Genomic DNA, 22,869 nt, shown 5'->3' on the forward strand with positions numbered 1-22,869 from the left:
CGGCCCCGGCAAAGCCCCCGCCGGGCCCGGCGGGTCAGGAGCAGCTGGGGACGCGCTGCCCGGCCGCCAGGGCCTTGAGGGCGTCCACTGCGCCGGCGAGGTCGGTGACGGGGATCAGCTGCAGCCCCTTGGGCAGCTCGGCCTGCGCCTCCGAGCACTCGCCCTTGGGTACGAGGAAGACGGTGGCGCCGTCGCGCCGGGCCGCCTGCGTCTTGAGGGAGACGCCGCCGACGGCGCCGACCTTGCCGTCGGGCTCGATGGTGCCGGTCCCGGCGATCGTGCGGCCGCCGGTCAGGTCGCCGCCGCGGCCGTCGCCGTCGAGCTTGTCGACGATGCCGAGCGCGAAGAGGAGCCCGGCGCTGGGTCCGCCGACGTCGGCGAGGCTGAGCTCGACCTTGACGTCCTTGGGCGAGCGGTGGAGGTGACGCAGGGCGGCCGCGGCGGCGGAGTCCTGCGACTTCTTCATGTCGGCGACGTTGTGCTCCTCGATCTCCTGATCGCTCTTGCCGGGCGGGTAGACGGAGTCGTACGGCATGACGGCACGGTCGGTGCGGAACCAGCTGCTGACGACGTCCTGCAGGCTGATCTCCGTGTCGGGGCCGGTGGCCTCGATGGTGGTCATGCGCAGCTGCCCGCTGGTCCGGCGGGTGTCCGCACCGGTGATCGTGATCACCGGCTTGTTCTTGTGCTCGCCGAGGACGTTGGAGGTCGTCGACCCCGGCTGGGCGATGACGAACGGCAGCGGTACGAAGGCGGCGACCGCGAGCAGGGCGACGACGGGTGCGGCACAGACGGCGAGGACCCGGGTACGCGACGCCTTTGCGGGCGTCGAGGACGGCGCGGACGAGGTGGCGGCAGCTGGCATGCTGCGAATCTAATTCACGCGGGGGACGACTGTGACACGCGGGCAGCAAGGGGCGGCGCGCCGGGGCGCGGTAGCGCGCGGGGCGGTGGGGCGCCGGGTCACACGCGTGCGACGCGGGGGCGGGCACGCGGGGCACGCCCGCGCGGCGCGGGGCCGGACACGCAGGACGCACCCGTGCAGCGCGGAGCCGGGCACACAGGACGCACCCGTGCAGCGCGGGGCCGGACACGCAGGACGCACCCGTGCAGCGCGGAGCCGGGCACACAGGACGCACCCGCGCGGCGCGAGGCCGGACAGGCAGGACGCACCCGTGCAGCGCGAGGCCGGGCACGCGGCCCGGGCCCCGCGCCGCGCGGGCGGTTCACGGCACTCGTCCGTGCTTCTACCGCAGGGCTTCGGCCACCTCCTTCGCGGCTTCCACCACCCGGTCCCCGACCCGCTGGGGCACCGAGTCGGCGAGCATGACCACTCCCACGCTCCCCTCTATGCCGGACACTCCGAGCAGCGGGGCCGCGGCGCCGCTGGCCCCGGCCTCCAGTTCGCCGTGGGTGAGGGCGTATCCGGGGTTGCCGGTCTCGCCCCTCCGGGCGGCGAGGATGGCCCGGCCGGCCGCACCACGGTCCAGGGGGTGTCGGAACCCGGTGCGGTAGGCCACGTGGTAGTCGGTCCAGGTGGGCTCGACGACGGCGACCGCAAGCGCCTCGGCACCGTCGACGAGCGTGAGGTGGGCGGTGGCCCCTATGTCCTCGGCCAGCGACCGCAGGGCGGGCAGGGCGGCTTCCCGCACGAGCGGGTGCACCTGCCGTCCGAGCCGCAGCACCCCGAGGCCCACCCTGGCCCGGCCGCCGATGTCGCGGCGTACGAGCGCGTGCTGTTCCAGGGTGGCCAGGAGACGGTAGACGACCGTGCGATTGACGCCGAGCTTGGTGGACAGCTCGGTGACGGTCAGACCGTGATCGGTGTCGGCGAGCAGTTTGAGGACGCGCAGTCCTCTGTCGAGCGTCTGCGAAGTCTCCGCGGTCACGACGCCCCTCCTCCGATGAGTGGCGGCCCTCGCCGCGGTGGGGGTGCGCCGCCGGTCCCGTCCGGCAGCGCGCGAGGAGAGGCCGCCGGCCGTTGACGCATGATCCGGCTGCGCTCCGCGGCGGCGCTGCCACGGGGCGTGTGCGTGACCGGCACCGTAGCGCCGCCGGTCCGCTCAGCGGAAGAGTCTGCCCACAATCCGGGCACCGCCCCCGGGGAATTGCTGAATCCGCTTTATGCGCACGGCAATCCGGGGCGCCCCCCGGCATTGCCGGGCTTTAGTGTGATCGCCATGCAGATTTCCCGAATAGCCACGATCGCGGCCGCCGGCGTCATCGCCCCGGCCCTCTTCCTGGCCGCGCCCGCCGTCGCCGACGAGCTGCCGGCCACGACGGGACAGACGTCCGGGCAGGGCGGGGCGGGTGGGCCGGCGGACACGAACCCGGCCGAGACGACCGACAAGGGCGGCAAGGGCACGACCGGCAAGGACGACACCACCACCGCGTTCCAGATCCCGGTGACGGTGCAGGGCCTGCCCAAGACCGTCAAGGCGGGCGGCGACTGGTCGCAGTTCGAGATGACCTTCGACAACACCAAGGGGGACAAGGACGCGACCTTCAGGCCGCACGCCATCTACCTCCCCGCCAAGCCCGACGCCACCAAGGCGGCGGACTACATCCCCGAGCTGTACTACCGCACGGGCCCCGACGGCCACTGGGTGAAGGCGGACCTGTTCGTGGGCTACACCGAGAGCCGGGAGGAGGGACGTTCCTTCACCGTCCAGGGCTCACTCGGCGAGCACCAGCTGAAGAAGGGTGAGAAGGCGGCGTTCGACCTGCGCCTGCGCATCGGCAAGAAGACCCCGGGACACAAGGCGATCTTCCGGGTGGTCGACGAGCAGAAGGTGACCTCCACGGCCGAACAGGCGTTCTCGGTCCGGGCCGACGTCAAGCCCGACCCGTCCCGGAGCACCGGCCCGGCTCCCACCGCCACCGGAAAGACGTCCCCCAGCCCCAAGGCCAGCGCGAGCGCCTCCGCTTCGGCCTCCGCTTCCGCGTCCGCCTCGGCGACGCCGAGCTCCACCCAGTCGGCCGCCGGCACCACCACGGGCGGCACGACCGGCGGCACCTCCGGCGGCACGACCGGCGGCGCCACGACCCAGCTGGCCTCCACCGGCTCCGACCCGGCCACCCCGTGGATCGCCGCGGGCGGCGCGGCCGCGATCATCGCGGGCGCCGGCCTCGTCGTCGCCACGCGCCGCCGCGCGGGCGAGCAGGGCTGATCACGCCGGGGTCCGAAAAACCCGTCCGAACGCGCGGCGGGGCCCGGACTCACCGTCCGGGCCCCGCCGTCGTCATGTGCTCGGGTCACTTCATCCGCGTGGCCCACTCGCGCACCTTGTTGATGCGCTCGGTCAGCTGCCCCGCCGTGGCCTCGGCGCTCGGCGGCCCGCCGCACACGCGGCGCAGCTCGGTGTGGATCACGCCGTGCGGCTTGCCGCTCTGGTGCACGTAGGCACCGACGAGCGTGTTGAGCTGCTTGCGCAGCTCCAGGAGCTCCTTGTGCGTGACCACCGGGCGTCGCTCGGCGGGGATTTCGAGGAGGTCGGCCTGCTCGTCCGGGCGCCGGCGGCTGTGCGCGATCTGCCGGGCCTGGCGCTTCTGCAGCAGCAGCTGCACCTGGTCGGGCTCCAGCAGGCCGGGGATGCCGAGGTAGTCCTGCTCCTCCTCGCTGCCCGGGTGGGCCTGCATGCCGAACTCGGTGCCGTTGTACATCACCCGGTCGAAGACCGCGTCGGACTCCAGCGCCTCGAAGGGCAGCATGTCCTGCTCGCCGGTGTCCTCGTCCTGCTGCTTGTTCGCCTCGTCCATCTCCTTCTCGGACTCGGCGTAAGGATCCTCCTCGCCCTCCTTCTTCGGCTTGTCGAGGACGTGGTCGCGCTCGACCTCCATCTCGTTGGCGAAGCCGAGCAGCATGGGGATGGTGGGCAGGAACACGGACGCGGTCTCGCCGCGCCGACGGGAGCGCACGAAGCGGCCGACGGCCTGGGCGAAGAACAGCGGCGTGGAGATCGTCGTCGCGTACACGCCGACCGCGAGGCGGGGCACGTCCACGCCCTCGGACACCATGCGGACGGCGACCATCCATCGCGAGTCGGACTGCGAGAAGTCGTCGATGCGCTGCGAGGCGCCGTTGTCGTCGGAGAGGACGAGCGTGGCGCCCTCGCCGGTGATCTCCCGGATCAGCTTGGCGTAGGCGCGGGCCGACTCCTGGTCGGAGGCGATCACGAGCGCGCCGGCGTCGGGGATCGACTTGCGGACCTCGGTCAACCGCCGGTCGGCGGCGCGCAGGACGTTCGGCATCCAGTCGCCGCGCGGGTCCAGGGCCGTGCGCCACGCCTGCGAGACGGCGTCCTTGGTCATGGGCTCGCCGAGCCGGGCCTCCAGCTCGTCGCCGGCCTTGGTGCGCCAGCGCATGTTGCCGCTGTAGGAGAGGAAGATGACCGGCCGCACGACGTTGTCGGCCAGGGCGTTGCCGTAGCCGTAGGTGTAGTCGGCGGACGAGCGGCGGATGCCGTCGTTGCCCTCTTCGTAGGTGACGAAGGGGATGGGGTTGGTGTCGGAGCGGAAGGGCGTTCCGGTCAGGCAGAGGCGGCGGGTGGCCGGCTCGAACGCCTCCAGGCACGCCTCGCCCCAGGAGCGGGAGTCACCGGCGTGGTGGATCTCGTCGAGGATGACGAGCGTCTTGCGCTGCTCGCAGCGGTTGCGGTGCAGCATGGGCCGCACGCCCACGCCGGCGTAGGTGACGGCGACGCCGTGGTACTCGCGGCCCAGCGGACCGGCGCTGTACTCGGGGTCGAGCTTGATGCCTATGCGGGCGGCGGCCTCCGCCCACTGCTTCTTCAGGTGCTCGGTGGGCGCGACCACGGTCACCTGCTGGACGACGTGGTGGTGCAGCAGCCAGGAGGCGAGCGTGAGCGCGAAGGTGGTCTTTCCGGCGCCCGGGGTGGCCACGGCGAGGAAGTCGCGGGGCTGCGCCTGGATGTACTTCTCCATGGCGCCCTGCTGCCAGGCGCGCAGCTTGTTGGCGGTACCCCAAGGGGCCCTGCCGGGGAAGGCGGGCGAGAGGTGGTGGTTCGCTGTGGTGGTAGTCACGGTCTCCGTCTGTGGGTACCCCCGGCGGTGGCTGGGGGAGGGTCGGCGATCGGCAACAGCGCGCAAGCCTACCCGCGTCCGCGCCGGCACCCGGGTGGGACGACCCGCCCTCACCCGGGTGTGGGACGGAGCTCACACACCCGCTTCCCCGGCCGCCCGGCCGTCCCGGGCGGGCGGCCGCGGGCGGGCCCCGGAGGGCCCGTCGGACCCGCTCCAGGCCCGCGGGCGCACCCTCGTCGCGACGTACGCGCCGGCCACCGCGCAGGCCGCCGCGAGCGCGAACACGGCGACGAACGCACCCCGGGGAGCGGCCTGCGCGCCCTCCGCGGCGGTGACCGCGCCGCCCCCGCACGAGACGAAGAGCACACCCGCGAGCCCCACCATGACGATGCTTCCCAGGGCGTCCGACACCTGCAGCGACGCCGAGTTCGTACCCTCCTCGCCCGGGCGCGACAGCCGCAGCGTGAGCACCGTGCCGCTGGAGAGCGTCACGCCCATCCCGTAGCCGCCGATGATCCACGCGAGGGCCACCACCCACACCGGGACCGCTCCGATCAGGACGAGGGGCGCCAGCGCGACGGCGAGCGCCATCAGCAGCATGCCCAGGCTCATCAGCCGCTCGCGGTGGGGCTCCATGCGGGGCCGGCTCTGGGTGTACGAGCCGAGGGCCCACGTCAGGCCGCCGCCGGTGAGCGAGAGCCCGGCGAGGGTGGCCGACAGCCCGCGCTCGGTCACCAGCATCAGCGGTACGAAGGTCTCGGCGGCCAGGAACGCCCCCTGGGCGATGCCGCGCAGCAGCACGACCGAGGGCAGTCCCCGCCCGGCCCGGAACGTCCGGGTCGGCAGCAGCCGCAGGGCGCACGGGGCGAGCAGGGCGAGCCCGGCCGCGGCGGGCAGGGCCGCGAGGGGGTGCAGGTCCTGCCCGGCGTACTGCAGCAGCCCGGCCCCGGCGGCCACGCCGAGCGCCAGCAGGATCCGGCGCCGGTCCATCGAGCCGGGGCGGTCGTCGGCCGGCAGCGCGCGCAGGGCGGGCAGCATCACGGCGACGGGCGGCAGGACCAGGACGGGGATGGCCAGGAACACCCACCGCCACCCGATCCGCTCGGTCACGGTCCCGGCCACCAGCGGCCCGACGATGACGGGCAGGACCCAGGCGGCGGAGAAGCAGGCCATGACCGCGGGCCGCAGCCGCTCCGGATAGGCCCGGCCGACGACGACGTACAGCGCGACGACCACGAGCCCGGCGCCTGTGCCCTGCAGGCCGCGGGCGCCCACGAACGTCCACATCTGCTGCGCCGTGCCCGCGCCCACCAGGCCGGCCCCGAAGGCGGCGATGCCGGTGAAGAGCGGTGCGAGCGGTCCGGAGCGGTCGCACCACTCCCCGGACAGGGCCATCGCGAACAGGCTCGCGGTGAAGAACGCGGAGAAGGAGAAGGCGTACAGCCCGATGCCGTCGAGGGCGCGGGCGGCGACCGGCATCGCGGTGTTGACCGCGCTGGCTTCGAAGGCGATGAGGGAGACGACGGAGATGATGCCGAGGGTCAGGGCCCGGTGGCGGCGGCCGAGGACCCCGCCGGTGGTGTCGGTGGAGTCGGTGTGTTCGGCGGCTGCGCCGAGGCCGGGGACGGGGACGGACGGGGCGGCGTCTGCGTCGGGGGCGGTCATGGAGTCAGCGTAGGGAGCCGGGAGGCGGTGCGCGCCTGGCCCGGGAACGGACTCTTGTCGTCCGTAGGCCCTAGGTCAAAGGCCCTGTGCCGGAGACCACGCTGGACAACCTTGCCATGCCCATGACTTAGACTGGACTAGACCACTTTCCGGCGGCGTGCTCTGCGCTGACGGCCGGTCAACTTACGCACGTCGCACGCCCATCGGGCCGTGCAGCATGATTATTTGGGGAACATCATTTCCATCCGGCACGTTTTCGCCACCGCTCTGTTCGTCTCGGCCGCACTGGGGCTGACCGCCTGCGGACCCGAGGACGACAAAAGCGCCGAGTCCGGTTCCGAGCCCTCGCAGGTCGCCGAGGCACCCCAGCAGCCCGACCAGGGCGCGCGTCCCGGCGGCCGCCGGAACGACCGGGGCGGCAACGGCAGCAGGGGCAACTGCCCGACCCTCGCCCAGGGCCACAAGGTCGTCTGGGTCAGCAACGTCGAAGGCGCGATGAACAACGTCGTCGCCAAGGACGCCAAGTGCAACCCGACGGCGAGCGGGGCCGCCTACCGTCCGGAGGGGGCACTGAAGACCTACTCGTTCTCCCCCGACGCCAAGGTCACGGTGATCACGAAGGACCAGGGCCAGCAGGCCCGCACCGACAAGGAAGGCCCGAAGACCGGCATCGCGCACGTGAAGACGTGCGCCGACCCGGACAGCAAGCAGTACGACGGCGGGCAGGCGCAGAAGACGAAGGGCGACGAGTTCTGCTGGGGAGCGAACTTCTACGACGTCACCGTCGGCTCCGGCAACAAGATCACTGAGATGACCGAGGTCTACGCGCAGTGAACCCGGCGGGGCCCGGCACACGGCCGGGCCCCGTCCCCTCCTGGGTTCCCCCCACGTCCTGCGGAGCTCTGGGTCGCAGAGCTCAGGTGGTGAGCAGCACGCCCCCGTACGACGCCCCGGCGATGACCACCCACGAGCACAGCCCGAGCGCCGCGACCCGTCCGCCGGTGCGGGTGAGGGTCGGCAGGTGCACCGCGCTGCCGAGGCCGAACAGGGCGGCGGCGAGCAGCAGTTCCTGGGCGTGCTGGGCGACGTCGAGCGCGCTGCCCGGCACCAGGCCGGTGGTCCGTACGGCCACCATGGCGAGGAACCCGAGCACGAAGAGCGGCACGAGCGGCGGCCGCTTGCCGGCCGTCCGAGCGGGGACGCCCCCGCCGGCCGCACCGGCACCGGCGGCCTCGACGGCGTCGGCGGCCCGGCGGCGGTTGCGCACGGAGACGGCCACCGCCGCGACGAGCGGCGCGAGCAGGGCCACGCGCATGAGCTTGACGAGCACCGCGTCGCCGAGGGCGGCGGGACCTGCGGTCTGCGCGGTGGCCACCACCTGTCCCACGTCGTGCACGCCGGCCCCCACCCAGCGGCCGAACTGCGCGTCGTCGAGGCCGAGCGGGTGGTGCAGCAGCGGCAGGACCGCGATGGCGAGGGTGCCGCAGAGCGTCACCAGCGCCACCGACGTGGCCACGTCCTCCTCGTCGCTGCCCGACACCTCGCTGACGGCGCCGATCGCGGAGGCGCCGCATATGGAGTAGCCGGTGGCGATCAGCAGCGGCTGGTCACCGCGCAGCCCGAGCCTGCGGCCGAGCCAGAGCGTTCCGAAGAAGGTCGCGGCGACCACCGCGAACACCATCGCCACGGTGGCCCAGCCCAGCCCGAGCACGTCGTCCAGGCTGAGCTTGAGCCCGAGCAGCACGATGCCGATCCGCATGAGCCGCTTGCCGGCCAGCGTGAGCCCGGGCTTGCCGATGCCGCGCACCCGGGGCCTCACGACCGGCAGGTGCGCGGCGGCGATGCCGAGGACGACGGCCGCGGTGAGCATGGGCACGGCGGGGACGAGCCGGTGCACCGACCATGCCAGGCCCACGCCGGCGGCGGCCATGGCGAGGCCGGGGAGCTTGCCGGGCGCCGCCTTCGCCCCGAGGGCGGAGGCGGCGGGGGCTCCGGCCGGCTTGCCGGTGGGTTTGTGCGAGCTGAGGAGTGCCATCAGAGCTCGTCGGCGGGCAGGTCGTAGACGCGCCGGACGCTGGAGCCCAGGCGGGCGACGTCGGCACCGTAGACGTGGATCGAGATGGCGACGGACGAGCAGGCGTTGCGCACCCGGTGGATGTCACCGGGCGGCGCGAAGCCGCAGACGTCGCCCTGGTGGTTGACCACGTCCTCGGTCGCGACGAGGCGGGCGGTCGTGCCGTCGGGCACGAGCCGGTAGCGGCGCTCGCTCTCGGTGCCCTCGTGGACGCCGGTCACGCACCAGGAGACGTGGTCGTGGACGGAGGTCTGCTGGCCGGGCATCCACACGAGCGCGACGAGGGAGAAACTGCCGTCGGTCTCGGCGTGCAGGATGTGCTGCCGGTAGCGCTCGGGGTCGCCCTCGCGCTGTTCGGGGGTGAGCAGGTCGGGGGCGCCGAGGTGGGCCGCGAGCCGCTCACCGACGAGGTACGCCGTCGTGTCGGGCGGCAGGCCGCGGCCTACGGCCTCCCGGACGTCACCGACGAGCTGGTCGAGGCGCGCGGTCGTCGGGGCTGCGGTAGGTGTGGTCATACCCGCAGCGTCGGGCCACTGATCCATCACGTCCAACGACAGTCTTTTGCCGGGTTCCCAACGTGGGCTTATGGACGCGTCGGCACTCTCAGCAACCGACCCGGCGGGCGGCGACGGCCTTCAGTTCGTCAAGGACGAGGGCCGTGGCCGGGATCCGGAGGTGCTCGCGCAGGACGTAGGCCGATACCTGGCGGCGGCAGGCCGGGTCGAGGGCCCGTCCGGTGATCTTGTCGTGCCGGAGGAAGGACAACACCAGCCCCGGCATCATCGCCACTCCCAGCCCCTCGGCGACGAGGGACTGCACGACGAGGTTGTCGTCCGTTGTGAACGCGATGTCGGGTGCGAAGCCCTGCTCGGCGCATTCGTGCAGGAAATTGGTGCGGCAGCGCAGGCACCCGGCGATCCAGCGCTCCTCGGCCAGGTCCGCGAGCTTGACGGCGCGGCGGCGGGCCAGCGGGTGCCCTATGGGCAGCAGGACGGTCAGCTGATCCTCGAAGAGCGGTATCTCGACGAGCTCCTCGGGGACCTGTTCGTGCAGGCCGGGATAGGTGAAGGCCAGGGTGATGTCGCACTCGCCGCGCACGAGCCGGCGCAGCGAGTCGGGCGGTTCGCCCTCCTGCAGCTCGACGCGCACGCCCGGGTGGTCCGCGGCGAGCCGGGCCAGCGCCTCGGGTATGAGCGTGGCCCCCGCGCTGGGGAACGCGCACACCCGCACCCGGCCCGCGCGCAGCCGGGTCAGCGAGCTCATTTGCCGTTGCGCAGCGGTGAGGCTGTCGAGGATGACCTCCGCGTGCCGGGCGAGCGCCTCGCCGGCCTCGGTCAGCCGCATGCGCCGTCCGACCCGGGTGAACAGCGGGGTGCCCACGACCCGTTCCAGGGCCTTCATCTGCTGGGTGATCGCGGGCTGGGTGTAGCCGAGCGCGCGGGCGGCAGCCGAATAGGACCCCGCGGTGACGACCGCGTGGAACGTCTTGATGTGCCGGGAGTCGAACACGCCGGAATCATAAGCGGAATTTGGGATCCGGGGGCGGGTGCGGGTGGCTTACTTCTGGATCAAGGGACATATCCGCCATGGTGGACTTATGCCACACTACGTCTCGTACGACGCGGCCGAACTGCACTACCGGGTGCTGGGAGAGGACAACGGCGAGGGCGGCCCGCCGCTGGTCTGCCTCGCCGGAGGCCCCGGCCGGGACGCCGCGTACCTGGAGAACCTCGCCGGCCTCGACGCCCGCCGCCCCCTGATCGTCCCCGACAGCCGCGGCACGGGCGCCTCTCCCTCACCCGCGAACCCCGCGGCCTACGCCTTCCCGGCCCTGGCCGACGACCTGGAGTCGCTCCGCGACCACCTGGAGCTGGACCGCTTCGCCCTGCTGGCCCACGACGCGGCCTGCGCGACGGCCCAGGCGTACGCGGCCGCGCACGGCGACCACCTGACCCACCTGGTCCTGGTCGCCCCCGGCTCCCGCCTCCAGGGCGAACTGCCCACGGACGCCGAGGACATCTTCGAGTCCCGCGCGACGGAGGAGTGGTGGGTCGACGCCTACGTGGCCGTGCACTCCCTGCCCGGCGCCACGGACCTCGCCGAGGTCCGCTCCCTCCTCCTCCGCGCGGCCCCCATGGCCTACGCCCGCTGGACCCGCACCCAACGCGCCCACGCCGCCCGCGAACCCGACCAGCTCAACCCCGTCCCCCGCGCCGGCTTCTGGCAGGGCGTCGACGAGACCGCCCGCCTGAACCTGCTGCGCCGCCTGCGCGACGTCCACTGCCCCGTCCTCGTGGTGACGGGCGACCGCGACGCCGTCACCGGCCTGCGCGCGGGCGAGGCGGTGGCGGCGTCCTTCCCGCGCGCCGTCCTGCGCCCGCTGCACGAGGTGGGCCACTACCCGTGGATCGACGAGCCGGACATGTTCCGCCCGCTGGTGGAGTCGTTCCTGGCGGTGTGAGGCGGGGCCTCGTGAAGCCGCCTCGTGAAGCCTCGTGAACGGGACATGTCGGTCATGTGACGGGGCCGGAGGCGCCATTGATGCGGGGCGGGGAGGGCCGTATGGTCGAAGTCGTCGCCGAGACGTTCGATGACGTTCGGCGTTTTCGATGTATTCGGTATGGCCGTGTGCCCGAGTGGCTTAGGGGCTCGCCTGCAAAGCGAGTTACGTGGGTTCGATTCCCGCCACGGCCTCCAGTGCTTTGACCAGGCGAGACCGAGAGTAGCGCCCCCCACAAGTGGATACCTCTCGGCCCATCCGTCTCAGTTCCCGTCTCAGTTGGCCGACGACGCTGGCGACCACAGCGGAGAACAACCACAAAAAGCGGCTCTGGCTTGTAAGCCAGAGCCTCTCGCGTGTCCGCCGATATTTCGCATACGGGATCACCGCATGATTGCCCAGCCGACCCGGATGGTGGTGGGAGGCCAGGTGAAGTTACACACCTACCGCTAGGTCAGGACTGTCCCCTGATGTACCGCATAACCCCAAAGATGAAGCCGGGCAGCACGATCGCTGCCACAACCCCCGTACTGATCGCCTCGTAGTACGAAGCATGATCCATCGTCCGCCGGACGACGCCCGCAAAGCCTCCACCGATGATCCCCACCAGGATGATGATCACGGCTTCGAACTTCCGGATCTTCTTGGCCTCGTTGCTGCCGCTTCCGCTACCGGAATCAGGCCCCGAGACCTCCGGGCCGTTCTGCATTGCCGTCATGGCTGGCTCTGCCTTCGTCAGCCGCCTATGAAGGGTGACCTGTCGGGTTCGGACCTGCGAAGTTGTCCGGCCGCTGCTGCGGCTTCACCCCAAGGGCTACTCGGTCCGGCCAGGACTTGACCATTCCGGCGACCCGCCATGCTTGGATCCTCCACTCCTACCGCTCCATGGACACGACGGTGTCATCCGGACGCCGGCAGGACTCGGCTTACGACCGGACCGCCCCGTCGCCTGTGGCGAGGGCTTGTCGTGGAATGGATATTGACTCAGGTCTCACCGAAAGTCCCAATCCGGATGGGCTTTTGTGGCGTTACTCACGGCGGCAAGCATCGACCCAATAATCGCACTAATAACTGCAATTCGAACGGAAGTTGGCTTGCAGTCAGGCATGGACATTGAAAGCCCCAGGTGGATGCGCGTAGAAACGTCCGGCAAGGCCATTCGCAGCAGTTCTCAGGGACGATTCCTTCACACAAGCCGACCTTCGCTCGGGCTCGGGCGACTCCCGTGCGCGGGGCTCTTACTCCGGCCCGGGCTTCGCTCACACAGTGTCTGGCCGCCGTGGACTCAGCTGCGGGCAGGACGATCCTCCGGGTGGAAGACCGTCGCGCCCACCCGCTCGCTTTACCTATGGCATCAGTTAGTCGGCCGCTACCCCGTCATTGTCCGGGCCGTCCGTCACGGACTTCCAGATCAGACCGTCCACCTGCCTCGCCACGTCAGCCCGCACCGCGTCCACCATGTGCTGATACCGAGCCGCCATGGCGGTCGTCGACCACCCCATGAGACCCATCACGGCACGCTCGGGTACACCGAGGATGAGCAGAACCGTGGCGGCCGTGTGGCGGGCATCGTGCAGACGCCCGTTCCGAACCTTCGCCGCAACCAGTAGAGCCTTCCACTGAGTCCAGTCCTCGCGGTGGGAAGGGATGCGGCCGTGAGCATCGGGGAACACCCAACCGCCTTCCGTCCAACGCTCCCCGGCCGCCTGCCGCTCCGCATCCTGCGCCGAACGGTGCGCTCGCAGCAGATCAACGAGCTGTTCCGGCAGACCGACCGCGCGACGGCCAGCGCGCGACTTAGTGGTGGACGTCTCCGGGTTGGTGCGCCTCTTCTGCGGACAGTACCCCGCGGCCTTGCGTCCGCAGGGTTCGTCGCACCCGTGCGCGTACTGCGGCCGGTGGCGACTACGGCGGACCACCAGAAATCCACTGTCGAGGTCTATATCCTCCCATTTCAGGCCCAGCACCTCGCCCTGTCGTAGTCCGAGTGCGAGGGCCACGGCCCAACGTGCGGAGCTACGGTGCTGGTCAGCGGCTTTCAGTAGACGCTGTACCTCTTGGACGGTGTAAGGCTCCACCTCGTACTCGCCCACCTTCGGGGCCTTGGCCAACTGAACGGGGTTCTTCCCGAGGTGGCCGCGCCGTACAGCCTCATTGAGCGCGGTGCGAAAGGTCCGGTGCACCTGGTGAGCGGTCGCGGGCTTGCTGCCGTTGGCCTGCATCTTGGCGTAGAACACCTCGATGTGCTCTGGCTTGAGCCTGTCGAGACGGTGAGCCCCCAAGCCGGGAATGAGGTGCTTGCGGACGGCCACGCCGTACCCGACCATCGTGTTGTCGTTCACGGCGAGGGGCGCGACGTTCTCAATCCAGTGGGTCAACCACGCCTTGACCGTCAACGCCTTGCCGGGCTTCCGCACGGCCTTGGCGTCACGCTGCTTCTCCAGCTCTCGGACAGCCTCTGCTACCTCGGTCTTCGTCTTGCGTTCGACATGGCGGCGGTCCGGCGTGCCATCGTCGCGGACGCCGACAGTGACGCGGCCGTGCCATTTGCCGTCCTTGCCGAAGTAGATCGTGCTACGGCCGTTCGGCTGTCGAGTGCGCTTCTTCTTTTCCTCTGCCACTGGCAGGCTCCTGTTTCGTGCGTGTCGGGATGGAACCGGGGCGGCGGGCTGTCCTGTCCGGGAGTGCCGCCGCCCCGGGCGTCGTCAGGCGGCTCGGTGTGCGGTGCGGAGGCGGGCGACGTACGCAGCCGGCGCGTCGGCCGGCACGCGGCGGAGACGGCCGACGGGTACGGACTCCAGCTCTCCGGAGCGGATGAGCCCGTAGCACGTGGTCCGGCCGATGCGGAGTCGGCGGGCGGCCTCTTCGACAGTGAGTAGGACGAGGGTGGAATCAACAGCGGCGATGTCGGCCGTGTCCATGCGGAGATTCCCTTCGACTGGGGCGCGCTGTCCGAAGTGCGGATTCCCGCGTCATTGCGTCATCAGCGTCATTCGGGCTTCTGACCTGCACCTTTGCGTGACACAGCGGTTTGGGCGTGCGTCACTGGCGCGTCGTGGGCTGCGTCATCCAGTGACGCGGATGACGCAGCATGACGCAGACACCCGGCGTCTACGTCATCCCTCCAGCCGCAGGTCAGGGGCCGTTCTCTCCGAGCGCATGACGCAGATGACGCAGCGTCTTTCCCCTTCGGACAAAGAGGGGTGGTATCTGTTGTGGTGCGGTGCCGCTTCAAGCGTGAAGAAGGAGCCGCTTCGCGGCACGACCATCGAGCGGCGGCGCTGCCGCCGAACAGCAAGAAGAGCAGCCTGGTCGTGGCGCGTGGTGCTCTTCTTGCTTGTCTCCACGATCGTGCGACGCGGTCAGAACATCCGCTTCGCCTCGTGTGGCGGCGGGGCTTGCGCGCGGGTCATTTCGAGGTAGCGGCCCTCGCTGGTGCGGCCCGAGTCGATGAGCACGCCCCGAGCGGCAAGGGTCGGCTGGAGGCGCTTGAGACGGTCGGAAAGGACCTTTCCCGTGGTCGGCCAGCCTTTGGGCAGGGGACGCAGATCGTCGCCGCTGTAGAGGCGACTGAGGCAGTGCAGCCACTCGGTAGAGGTCATCCGCTGCGCTGCGCCCGCTTCGATCGTGTCGGCGTGACGCAGGACGGTCTGCGCGAGTAAGTCGCCCTCGATCACGTCGTCGTTAAGGTCGTCCAGGCTCGCCCGATAGGCGGCGAGCGTTCCCCAGCCGGTTGCCGCGTCGAGCTGCGCGCACAGGTGCGCGAAGTCCGCCATCCGCAGGTCGGTAGGGGTCTCCGCCTGTGCCGCGCGGACCTTGACCGCCAGATCGAGCAAGGAGCCGAGAACGACCGGCAGAGCCTCGGCGTACTCCGCCCACAGCTCCGCCTCGGTGCGCCGCACGCGCGGGCGTTCCAAGCGCAGGGGCAAGAGGCGTTCGGCGAGGTCGGGCCGGATGACGCCCACGTCGATGCCAGTCAGCAGCATCGGGCGGCGGTAGCGGGCACGGACCACGTCCCCGTCGGTGTACAGGGCGCGCTTGACGTTCTCGGCGCCGGTGACGATGCAGCACATCGCATCCGACAGGTCCGGCGTCATGTGGGAGAGGTTGTCCAGGGCGGTGACCCATCCGGCAGCCACCGCCGCGATCAGGTTCTCCTCATCCTTCGGAGCCCGGCGCAGGTCTCCGCTCATGCCCTCGATGATCCGCACGAGCATCCGCCCGCCGGTGGACTTGCCCGCTCCCTGGGGGCCGGTGAGGAAGGGGGCGGGGACGGGCACCGACGGGCCGAGACAGCCGATGAGCCAGGCGACGGCCAGGCACTCGGTCTGCGCAGTGGCGAAGTTGCACAGCCTCAGCAGCAGATCAATGCCCTTGCCGTCGGTGTCCTTGACCGGCAGGGGAAGTTCCCCGGTGAGCTGGGTGCGCCGCCAGCACACCTCGCGCGGGTCAGGGACGGCGAGGTCCCAGCCAGAGGGGTGGATGCGCACGGACTGCCCGTCGTTACGGCCCAGGTCCAGCCACGTCGCGCCGTCGAATCCGGGGGCGACCCGGATGTGGACGGGCTGAACGTCTTCGGTCAGCGCGAGTGCTTCGATCAAGTCCAACGCCTCCTTGAGCGCAGTCCCGTTGAACACGCCGTGCCCGTCGCGGAAGAGACCGACCATGAGTTCCTGCCGGTGGCTTCCCGTCGTGCCCTGCGAGCGAATCGGGCGAGCCACAGGGTGGCCATTCTTCTGCGCGTACACGGTCCCGTCGGCGGTGCGGAAGTACCGGAAGTGCGCTTGCGCGTAGTCGGTGATGACCTCGCGTGCCGGACTCTTGTCGTCGTCGACCATGGTCACAGTCCGAGCCTGGTGCGGGCGTTGTTCCACGCGGCGATGCAGTGCCACAGGGATTCACCCTTGGCCTGCGCGGCAGTGAACAGCCGTGTGATGTGGGCGTCGGTCAGGCAGCCGCACCGACCATGGGCGGACAGTACGGCGAGAAACGTGCGGTAGACGGTGGTGTGGACGGCGCTGCGAGCTTCGGTGATGCTCTGTTCGGCCATGGCGATGCCCCGGTCCAGATAGGCGGGCGTGCGGTGACGGCACGCCCCGCCGTCGGCGAGGACGGGCACGGTGACTACAGGCCGGGCCGTGGGGGGCTTCTTCACGGCCAGCGCGCACACGGTGCCGGGCAGATCGGTGACAGTGCCGGTGCTGGGGCCGAGCCACCGCACATAGGACATGAGCGACTTGATGTCGACGCCCGGCCGAACCGCGTTGGACGACTGCATGGTGCCCCGGTAGATCCAGTGCTCGCCGCGGGTCGTCTGCACGGTCCGGGTGGCGGGCAGGGTCTCGCAGGCCCATGTGACGGCTGCCGCGTCGTCCAGGTCGACCACCGTCAGCCCCGCCCCGCCAGGGTGATAGGCGACGGCCGCCGCCTCGCGCCACGCGGACGCCCACGCCGGCGAGGTGAGGACGCGGGGGTTGGTGGTGGCTGCGGCCCAGGCGTGGCAGACGCTGGCGCACTCGCAGGGACCGGAATTTTTCATGTTCGGCCGTCCGCCGCACGCGTTCCCCTTGCATGCACGGCAGTTCCCGAACGGCACCTTGCCCTTCCTCAGAGGCAGCGTCGGGACACCGGCCGCCGCGAGCTCCAGGGCCGTATGCAGGTGATTCTCGTCCGGGCGATTCTCGGTGCGGGGGCACCGGGCCTTGCAGTCAGGTGTCATGCTGGATGTCTCCTGTTCTGCTACGTCGGGATGGGGAGACCGGGGGCGGCGGGCTGTCCTTGTCCGGGAGTGCCGCCGCCCTCGGGCGTTGCTACCGGTCGCAGACGCAGTCGGGGCGTTCACTGCTGCCGTCCGCGCCGCACAGACAGCAGTGCGGGTAGTCGAACGGGTCGGAGCCGTCGGAGGGGTAGCACACCTCGCAGTCGAAGGCGTCGAAGTAGTCGTCGAAGCTGGTGGGGTCAGGGATCACGAGGGGTCTCCTTCAGGCGTCAGCTGTGGAAGTGGTTGCGCTTGAAGACGGCCTTGCGGATGTTGACCGTCGCCCCGCCCTCGCCGTGGCCGCGGCCACCGAAGAGCTGCACGGCGATCCATCCGCCGAAGATGACGGCAGCGAGGATGACCAGTTGAGTGATGAGCGCGGTCAGGGCGGTGATGAACGTGGTCAGCAGGAGCAGCCCGCCGGCGACGGCGAGGAAGCCGACACCCCCGAGGGCGACGTTCACCGCCGCGCGGGAGACGACCGGCTTGACCGCGACCGGTTCCGGCTTGACGGGCTCGATGGCGTAGCCGGTGACGACACGGCCGTCCGGAAGCACGACGCTCGCGACCGTCGGCACGCCGTGCGGCTGAACCGCGGCGAGGGGTGCCGCGTACGGGGCCGCGGCTGGGGTGATGGGGGTGGGCTGGTGTACCTCCGGGGCCCGTACGGCGGGCGTCCGGTCGGTGTGGTCGGGGTACATGCGGAATCCCTTCCGGTGGACGGGCAGGGAGGCGGAACCACCCCCTAACCGGGGGCGTGTGGAGGGGGTTTCGAGGGTGCTGGCCTGCGCGCCTCCCTGCCTCCCTGAGTGATCATTCGCGCAGGTCAGGGCCAGGGAAGCGGGGCAGGGAGAGGTTCAGGGAGTTCTCCCTGTCTCCCTGACCCGCGGGGGTGCGCCTCCCTCTACCCGGAGGCGGAAACGGAACCGTCGTCGCCGCGGTTGGCGAGGGCGCGCAGGACGCGTTCGCGGGCGACGACCATGCGACCGTCGGACTTGTACGGCTCCGCCCCGTGGGCCTCCAGGACGCGCTTAAGGTCACCATTCGTCCACGTGCCGTAGGCGTCCTCGTTCAGGGAGGCGAGCCGCTTGAGAACGTCCGTGGTCGGCACCCGGGCCGCGTCGCCAAGGGCGGCTGCGATGTCGGCGAGCGGGTCACGTTCCTCGCCCCGCTCGATCGCGTGCAGGGTGGCGACTCCGTCTCGCAGCGCCTTCGCCCGGTCAGCGATCCCGTGCGCCTGCTCGGTGTCGATGTAGTGGGTGCGAACGGTGATGGACGCTTGGCCGGCCGGGATCTCGATCCCGTCGGAGGCGACGACGACCGTGCCCTTGTCCAGACCAGGCCGCAGCAGGTTCGGCGCCGCGCCGCCGTCGACGGCTTTGTCTCCGAGCGCCATCCGCGCCTGCGATTCCGTACCAAGCGCGAGGGAAGCTCGGGTGTGTGCCCCCTCGCGGACCAGCTTGGGCAGGTTCTGGTCGGTGGGGTCCTGCGTGCCTTGCCACATCAGGACGTTCACGGCACGGCCCTGGTTGTGGATCTTGCGGACGGCGGTGAAGTACCGAGACTTGGCCTTCGAACCGCCGTAAGGGCGCTTCTCCTCGTCGACGGCCGGGCACATGAACGCCACCTGCGCCTCCTCGACCAGCACGATCAGCGGCGGGAACTGCGTCCCGGGAGGCGCCTGCAGGCGGCGATTCATCTCGTCCACCGCGCCTTCAACCATCTCGGTCACCTCGATCACGTGCTCATCCGTCGGGCCCTGAATGAGCACCCGGGCGAGCCCGTCGAACATGGCCCAGTCGCCCGCGCCCTTGAGATCCCCAAGGAAGAACTGAACCGACCGATCGAGGGCCAGCCACAAGGCGAGCGCGCGCAGCGCGGCGGTCTTGCCCTGGTTGGACAACCCCGTGATCAGAAGGTGCCGCTGGTACAGGCTCAGCGATGCCGCGTCGCCGCGCAGGTCCTGACCCCACGGGGCGCGACCCTTGGCGTAGTCGGCGGTCAGTGTCTCGTCCGTGGTCAGCGGGGACGGGCCGATCGGTTCGTCCAGTGCGCCGGAGTCAGCCACCCACAGCCGCACCGTGCGCGCTGCAGTCGGGATAGTGATGAACACTTCGTGCTCGTGCCTGCTCAGGTTCTCGGCAAGCTTCCTGCGCCGCTGCTGAACCTCGTTCGTCGACACGCCCGAAGGCAAGGTGACGTCGACTTCAACGCCGCATCCGGCAATCACGATCGGGGACAGCATCGAGGCACCGGCGTCTCCCATTTCCTTGATCGCGTTACGCAGTGCGGGTACGCCTAGGTCACGCAGGGCCTTGACCACGATGGACGGGGTGATCGGCTCCCCTTCGCCGTTGCGGACGTGCGCCGGAAGAGCCCACTGCGGGGCAGCCTGCTGCTTGCTCCCGACTGCCCACAGCCCCAACAAGACCAGGAACGGCCCCAGGGTGACCAGCGGGCCCCACACCATCTGAACGATCACGATCATCAGGCGGATGAACTCGATGACCGCCATGATGGGGGTGACGACATCGGTGACGTCCTTGTTCGCGATGGCCAGGACGACCCCAAGAGCGACCAGGGAGCCGATGCCCATGCCAGTGCCGACCAGGGCACCCCTCGCGGCGTCCACGGGCGAGTGCAGCAGGTCCATACGGCGGCGGTGACGCGCCTCCCGGAAGCGCTGACCGCGCTCCTCCCACTCCATCGCCGCCTCGTAGTTCCCCGCGGCTTCCGCCGCCCGGAGGTTGCGCTCGTAGCGGGCAGCGGTACGGCCGTCCCAGGTGCGGCGGGCCACGATCCGCGCGCCGCCCGCCACATACAGGCTGTGCCGGACAACCGCGCGGGCGGCAGTGCGCGTGCTCTCGTGTGTGACGGCGGTCTTCACCGCGCGGCCGGAGCGGACCCACAGCGGCACAGGTGGGGCTGGCGCAGGGTCCGGGACGACGGTAAGCACCGTCGGTTCGCTGGGGGTGGTGTCTTTATGCAGGTGAATGACGTTCTCGGACATGCGCGACGTCTCCTCAACGCCCCACGACCGGAGGCAGAAAAGGGCATACGGGAAGGGGGGCCGGGACGGGCGGGGGCCGTCCCGGCAGGTGGCTCATGCAGTGCGCGCCGGGGGCGTTACCACCACCGGGAGGACTTCTTGGCAGCCTTGTCGGCGGCGGCCTCGCGCACGATCCGCTGACGTTCGATGTGCAGCGCGGTGATCTCAGCCGTCAGCCGGGTGATCGCGGCGTCCGACACGGATTCCAGCCGGTTGTCCGCACGGGTGGTACTCCTGCCGCGCAGAACCCGGTACGAGCCTCCGGCGAGCGCGCCCAGCATGGCGCGACGCTCCGCCGTGTTCAGGGGCCACATCTCGCCCCGCCGGACCGCTTCCAGCTTGCGCATCGTCTTCTGGATCTCGCGGTCGATACCGCGAGTGTCAGGCTTGCCCATCAGGCACTCCTCAAGGATTCGGCGGGCTCGGGGAAGGCGCAGGCCACGCACATGCCGAGCGTGGCCGGGATCACGTATCCGGCGTCGTGGCGGCAGTGCGGGCAGGTGCGGCGGGCGGCGTTGGCCTTGGCTAGGGCCGCCCATTTCGCGGGCGTCATGGGGCGCACCGGCCTGGCGTGCTCGATGCGGTAGAGGTAGGCCACCAACGGCGGCCGACGGCGGCGTGGCCGTTCGAGCTGAGCGGCCACGCCCTGCCCACCCGGGCGCAGACCAGCCGCCCTGAGCTGACGGCGGGTGGCGTAGCCGTCCGGGGCCAGACGCCACCGGAAGACAGGCAGCGTGCTCATGCCGCGCCGCGCCGTCCCGGACGGCGACCGGCCACCGACCCGAGCAGGCGCCCGAGGCGGGCCCGGCGAGGACCGGACCGGCCGGACCGCTTGGCCACGTACATAGCCTCATCGGCGCGGCGCAGCAGCGCGGACAGGTCCTCGCCCGGGTGGTCAGCGGCCCGTACCCACCCCAGCGACACCGTGGTGTGCACCTCGGGGGCGGTGTCCACCGGTCGGGCCAGGACGCGGGTGAGGGTGTCCAGCTGGTCGGCGACGGTGCCGTCGCGGTCGATGACGACGGCGGCGAACTCGTCCCCGCCAAGCCGTCCCGCGACACCGCCGGGTGTGGTGCCGTGGGCGAGTCGGGCGGCGACCGTGGCAAGGAGTGCGTCACCGGCCGCGTGGCCGTGGGTGTCGTTGATCTGCTTGAAGTGGTCGATGTCCGCCAGCACGACCGTGGCGCGGGGGTCGCGCACCAGGTGGCGGGCCCGATGGGCGAACGCGTCCCGCGTCCACAGCCCGGTGAGCGGGTCGCGGCGGGCGGTGGTCAGCCGTCCGTACAACCACCGGGCATGTACCGCCCACCCGATGACTGGCGGAACGGCGGGTAAGAGCGCGGCCAGGGTATTCACGACGTCACCACCCCGGTGGCGCGCTCGGCACGCAGAGCGTCACGCAGCTTGCGGGCGTTCTCCGGCGAGGTGTGCACCTCGCGGCGGATTCCCTCAGCGGTGATCTGCGCGTCCGCCCAGCCGGCCGTGGCCGACCGCGCTTCGGCAAGCAACTGATCCGGAGTGCGCTTGGGGCGACTCGATCGAGCGACCTGCGGAACCCGTCCCGTCGCCCGCCGCGGCCGACTCGACACCGCCGGGACCACCCGCGCGACCGGTGCCGGGATCGGGACCGGTGCGGGGATCGTCCCCACCGACTTGAGCGGAAAAGTCGACTTACCCAGGTCGACCGCGACCGGTTCCGGCACGCTCAATCGGGTCAGCGTGACCCGGGGCGGCGGGGTCGATTCGTGCAGGCCAGCCGTAGACCGATTCCTCTCGGTCTCGGTAGATTTCTTCGCATTCGTGAGTGCGGCAGGAATCGGGGTGGTGGTGCCGAACATCGACGCGAGTGCGGCATCCGCACCAGTGGTGATCCGGTCGCGCTGGACGCCCAGCAACCTCGATCCCAACGCCGCGTCCCCGACTCCCACCTTGCGGGCGAGACGCCACGATGCTCGATCGGATCGCTTCCTCACCCACTTGGCCGGGTGATGGGCGGCGCGGGCCCGGTGATAGGCCAGGGCCTGCACGATGTCCGCCGTGCGCCGCTCGTTCTCCGCGTCGCGCCCGTCGGTGTGGACGACGATCCGGCGGGCGAGGAACGCCATGCCTTCCGCCGAGACGGACATGCCCATCGGGGTCAGTGCGTAGACGACGGTCCGGCCCGGGTCCGGCGCGGCCATAGCCCCCATGACGGCGGCTGCGGCCGGCAGCACCCACAGACCCAGACGCACGACGTGCGGCGAGGACTGGCCCAGCATGGTCAGCCCCAGCAGCACCAGGGCGAGAACGGCCGTGGCGCCCTCGCCGGCACCGAGCGCACCGAGCGCGGTGCCCTTGCCGTAGGCGTGCCCGATGTTGCTGTACGTGCCGATCGCGCCGACCACTCCCGTCGCGAGCATGGGCACGAACGCGGCCGACAGAACAGCGCCCTGCACCTTCGTTAGGGACGCCCGCGTCTCGCTCACGCCGCGGCCCCCGTCCCCTGCTGGCGACCCCGGGCACCGCGCAGGAACGGCAGCGTCCGGGTCAGCGCGTCGGCGTAGAGCGCATCCCAGGCGGCGATCTCGTCACCGGCCACCGCCTCACGCCGCAGGTCGGCGAGGATGTCACCGGCCGCGTCCCGGCGAGCCGCGCGTTCCTCGTCCGTCTCGCCCTCCAGCGGGCCCCGGAAGAGGTCGGTGTCGATACCGAGCGCCAGTTCCGCGAACTCCATGTCGCCGTGCGCTTCCTGGCCGGCGACGAAGTTGCGCATACGCATGATGGATCTCTCCTCTTGCTAC

The 22,869-nt window shown here is 71.0% G+C and carries 23 protein-coding genes, 1 tRNA gene and 1 riboswitch; of the genes, 4 read left to right on the forward strand and 20 right to left on the reverse strand.

All coding sequences use genetic code 11. The annotated features are described in order from the left end of the window. Window positions 1-34: 34 nt before the first annotated feature. Window positions 35-865: a S16 family serine protease gene (locus IE182_RS24120; RefSeq protein ID WP_190112010.1), complete on the reverse strand. Its 831-nt coding sequence runs from the start codon at window positions 863-865 to the stop codon at window positions 35-37. 382 nt (window positions 866-1,247) lie between these two features. Continuing rightward, window positions 1,248-1,889: an IclR family transcriptional regulator gene (locus IE182_RS24125; RefSeq protein WP_190112011.1), complete on the reverse strand. Its 642-nt coding sequence runs from the start codon at window positions 1,887-1,889 to the stop codon at window positions 1,248-1,250. Window positions 1,890-2,180: 291 nt separating this feature from the next. Here IE182_RS24125 and IE182_RS24130 point away from each other — a divergent pair, with 291 nt between their 5' ends. Beyond that, a complete protein-coding gene (locus tag IE182_RS24130) occupies window positions 2,181-3,170 on the forward strand; it encodes an LAETG motif-containing sortase-dependent surface protein (protein ID WP_190112012.1) in 990 nt (329 codons plus the stop codon). Window positions 3,171-3,255: 85 nt separating this feature from the next. Here the strand turns inward: IE182_RS24130 and IE182_RS24135 are convergent, their stop codons facing one another. Both IE182_RS24135 and IE182_RS24140 read right to left on the reverse strand, forming a co-directional pair. Further along, window positions 3,256-5,043, reverse strand: a complete 1,788-nt coding sequence (locus IE182_RS24135) for a DEAD/DEAH box helicase (protein ID WP_190112013.1) — start codon at window positions 5,041-5,043, stop codon at window positions 3,256-3,258. Between the two features lie 132 nt (window positions 5,044-5,175). Next, window positions 5,176-6,708: an MFS transporter gene (locus tag IE182_RS24140; RefSeq protein WP_190112014.1), complete on the reverse strand. Its 1,533-nt coding sequence runs from the start codon at window positions 6,706-6,708 to the stop codon at window positions 5,176-5,178. 225 nt (window positions 6,709-6,933) lie between these two features. Here IE182_RS24140 and IE182_RS24145 point away from each other — a divergent pair, with 225 nt between their 5' ends. Beyond that, window positions 6,934-7,542 carry a hypothetical protein gene (locus IE182_RS24145; protein ID WP_190112015.1) on the forward strand — a complete coding sequence of 203 codons (609 nt, stop codon included), beginning with the start codon at window positions 6,934-6,936 and terminating at the stop codon, window positions 7,540-7,542. Between the two features lie 82 nt (window positions 7,543-7,624). Here the strand turns inward: IE182_RS24145 and IE182_RS24150 are convergent, their stop codons facing one another. The 3 genes from IE182_RS24150 to IE182_RS24160 all read right to left on the reverse strand — a co-directional run bounded on the left by IE182_RS24150 (window position 7,625) and on the right by IE182_RS24160 (window position 10,291). Beyond that, a complete protein-coding gene (locus IE182_RS24150; protein ID WP_190112016.1) occupies window positions 7,625-8,743 on the reverse strand; it encodes a YeiH family protein in 1,119 nt (372 codons plus the stop codon). Further along, entirely contained in the window at window positions 8,743-9,297 is a 555-nt protein-coding gene (locus IE182_RS24155; protein ID WP_190112017.1) for a cysteine dioxygenase family protein, read from the reverse strand. Before IE182_RS24155 ends, IE182_RS24150 begins: the two co-directional genes overlap by 1 nt. Window positions 9,298-9,385: 88 nt before the next feature. Beyond that, window positions 9,386-10,291 carry a LysR family transcriptional regulator gene (locus IE182_RS24160; RefSeq protein ID WP_190112018.1) on the reverse strand — a complete coding sequence of 302 codons (906 nt, stop codon included), beginning with the start codon at window positions 10,289-10,291 and terminating at the stop codon, window positions 9,386-9,388. Between the two features lie 88 nt (window positions 10,292-10,379). On the opposite strand from IE182_RS24160, the gene IE182_RS24165 reads away from it, so the two are divergent. Both IE182_RS24165 and IE182_RS24170 read left to right on the forward strand, forming a co-directional pair. Further along, complete coding sequence (locus IE182_RS24165) at window positions 10,380-11,243, forward strand: alpha/beta fold hydrolase (protein WP_190112019.1); 864 nt, start codon at window positions 10,380-10,382, stop codon at window positions 11,241-11,243. Window positions 11,244-11,404: 161 nt separating this feature from the next. Beyond that, window positions 11,405-11,479 (forward strand) — tRNA-Cys (locus IE182_RS24170). 257 nt (window positions 11,480-11,736) lie between these two features. Here the strand turns inward: IE182_RS24170 and IE182_RS24175 are convergent. The 13 genes from IE182_RS24175 to IE182_RS24235 form a co-directional block, all read right to left on the reverse strand. Beyond that, window positions 11,737-12,000 (reverse strand): hypothetical protein, encoded by a 264-nt coding sequence (locus IE182_RS24175; RefSeq protein ID WP_190112020.1) that lies wholly within the window; start codon window positions 11,998-12,000, stop codon window positions 11,737-11,739. Between the two features lie 7 nt (window positions 12,001-12,007). Continuing rightward, window positions 12,008-12,189: riboswitch (cyclic di-AMP (ydaO/yuaA leader) on the reverse strand. 451 nt (window positions 12,190-12,640) lie between these two features. After that, window positions 12,641-13,903, reverse strand: coding sequence for a tyrosine-type recombinase/integrase (locus IE182_RS24180; protein WP_190112021.1), 1,263 nt, complete (start codon window positions 13,901-13,903; stop codon window positions 12,641-12,643). An 84-nt stretch (window positions 13,904-13,987) separates the two neighbouring features. Continuing rightward, on the reverse strand, window positions 13,988-14,203 hold the full coding sequence (locus tag IE182_RS24185) for an excisionase family DNA-binding protein (protein ID WP_190112022.1): 216 nt from the start codon (window positions 14,201-14,203) through the stop codon (window positions 13,988-13,990). A gap of 441 nt (window positions 14,204-14,644) precedes the next feature. Beyond that, entirely contained in the window at window positions 14,645-16,120 is a 1,476-nt protein-coding gene (locus tag IE182_RS24190; RefSeq protein WP_190112063.1) for an AICE element replication initiation protein, read from the reverse strand. 2 nt (window positions 16,121-16,122) lie between these two features. Next, complete coding sequence (locus IE182_RS24195) at window positions 16,123-17,001, reverse strand: bifunctional DNA primase/polymerase (RefSeq protein ID WP_190112023.1); 879 nt, start codon at window positions 16,999-17,001, stop codon at window positions 16,123-16,125. Window positions 17,002-17,092: 91 nt separating this feature from the next. Beyond that, window positions 17,093-17,251, reverse strand: a complete 159-nt coding sequence (locus IE182_RS24200; RefSeq protein WP_190112024.1) for a hypothetical protein — start codon at window positions 17,249-17,251, stop codon at window positions 17,093-17,095. Between the two features lie 19 nt (window positions 17,252-17,270). Further along, the gene (locus tag IE182_RS24205) at window positions 17,271-17,741 is read right to left on the reverse strand and encodes a hypothetical protein (RefSeq protein ID WP_190112025.1); all 471 of its coding nucleotides are present in this window, start codon (window positions 17,739-17,741) and stop codon (window positions 17,271-17,273) included. Window positions 17,742-17,944: 203 nt separating this feature from the next. Beyond that, the gene (locus IE182_RS24210) at window positions 17,945-20,050 is read right to left on the reverse strand and encodes an FtsK/SpoIIIE domain-containing protein (RefSeq protein ID WP_190112026.1); all 2,106 of its coding nucleotides are present in this window, start codon (window positions 20,048-20,050) and stop codon (window positions 17,945-17,947) included. A gap of 116 nt (window positions 20,051-20,166) precedes the next feature. Then, window positions 20,167-20,484 (reverse strand): hypothetical protein, encoded by a 318-nt coding sequence (locus IE182_RS24215; RefSeq protein WP_190112027.1) that lies wholly within the window; start codon window positions 20,482-20,484, stop codon window positions 20,167-20,169. Then, window positions 20,484-20,831, reverse strand: a complete 348-nt coding sequence (locus IE182_RS24220; RefSeq protein WP_190112028.1) for an RRQRL motif-containing zinc-binding protein — start codon at window positions 20,829-20,831, stop codon at window positions 20,484-20,486. Before IE182_RS24220 ends, IE182_RS24215 begins: the two co-directional genes overlap by 1 nt. Further along, window positions 20,828-21,445, reverse strand: a complete 618-nt coding sequence (locus tag IE182_RS24225) for a GGDEF domain-containing protein (RefSeq protein WP_190112029.1) — start codon at window positions 21,443-21,445, stop codon at window positions 20,828-20,830. The genes IE182_RS24220 and IE182_RS24225 overlap by 4 nt, the downstream gene beginning before the upstream one ends. Further along, entirely contained in the window at window positions 21,442-22,554 is a 1,113-nt protein-coding gene (locus IE182_RS24230; RefSeq protein ID WP_190112030.1) for a conjugal transfer protein, read from the reverse strand. The genes IE182_RS24225 and IE182_RS24230 overlap by 4 nt, the downstream gene beginning before the upstream one ends. Beyond that, entirely contained in the window at window positions 22,551-22,841 is a 291-nt protein-coding gene (locus tag IE182_RS24235) for a hypothetical protein (RefSeq protein WP_190112064.1), read from the reverse strand. The genes IE182_RS24230 and IE182_RS24235 overlap by 4 nt, the downstream gene beginning before the upstream one ends. Between the last annotated feature and the right edge of the window lie 28 nt (window positions 22,842-22,869).

It is taken from the genome of Streptomyces cinnamoneus, from assembly GCF_014650495.1.
Lineage (GTDB): Bacteria > Actinomycetota > Actinomycetes > Streptomycetales > Streptomycetaceae > Streptomyces > Streptomyces cinnamoneus.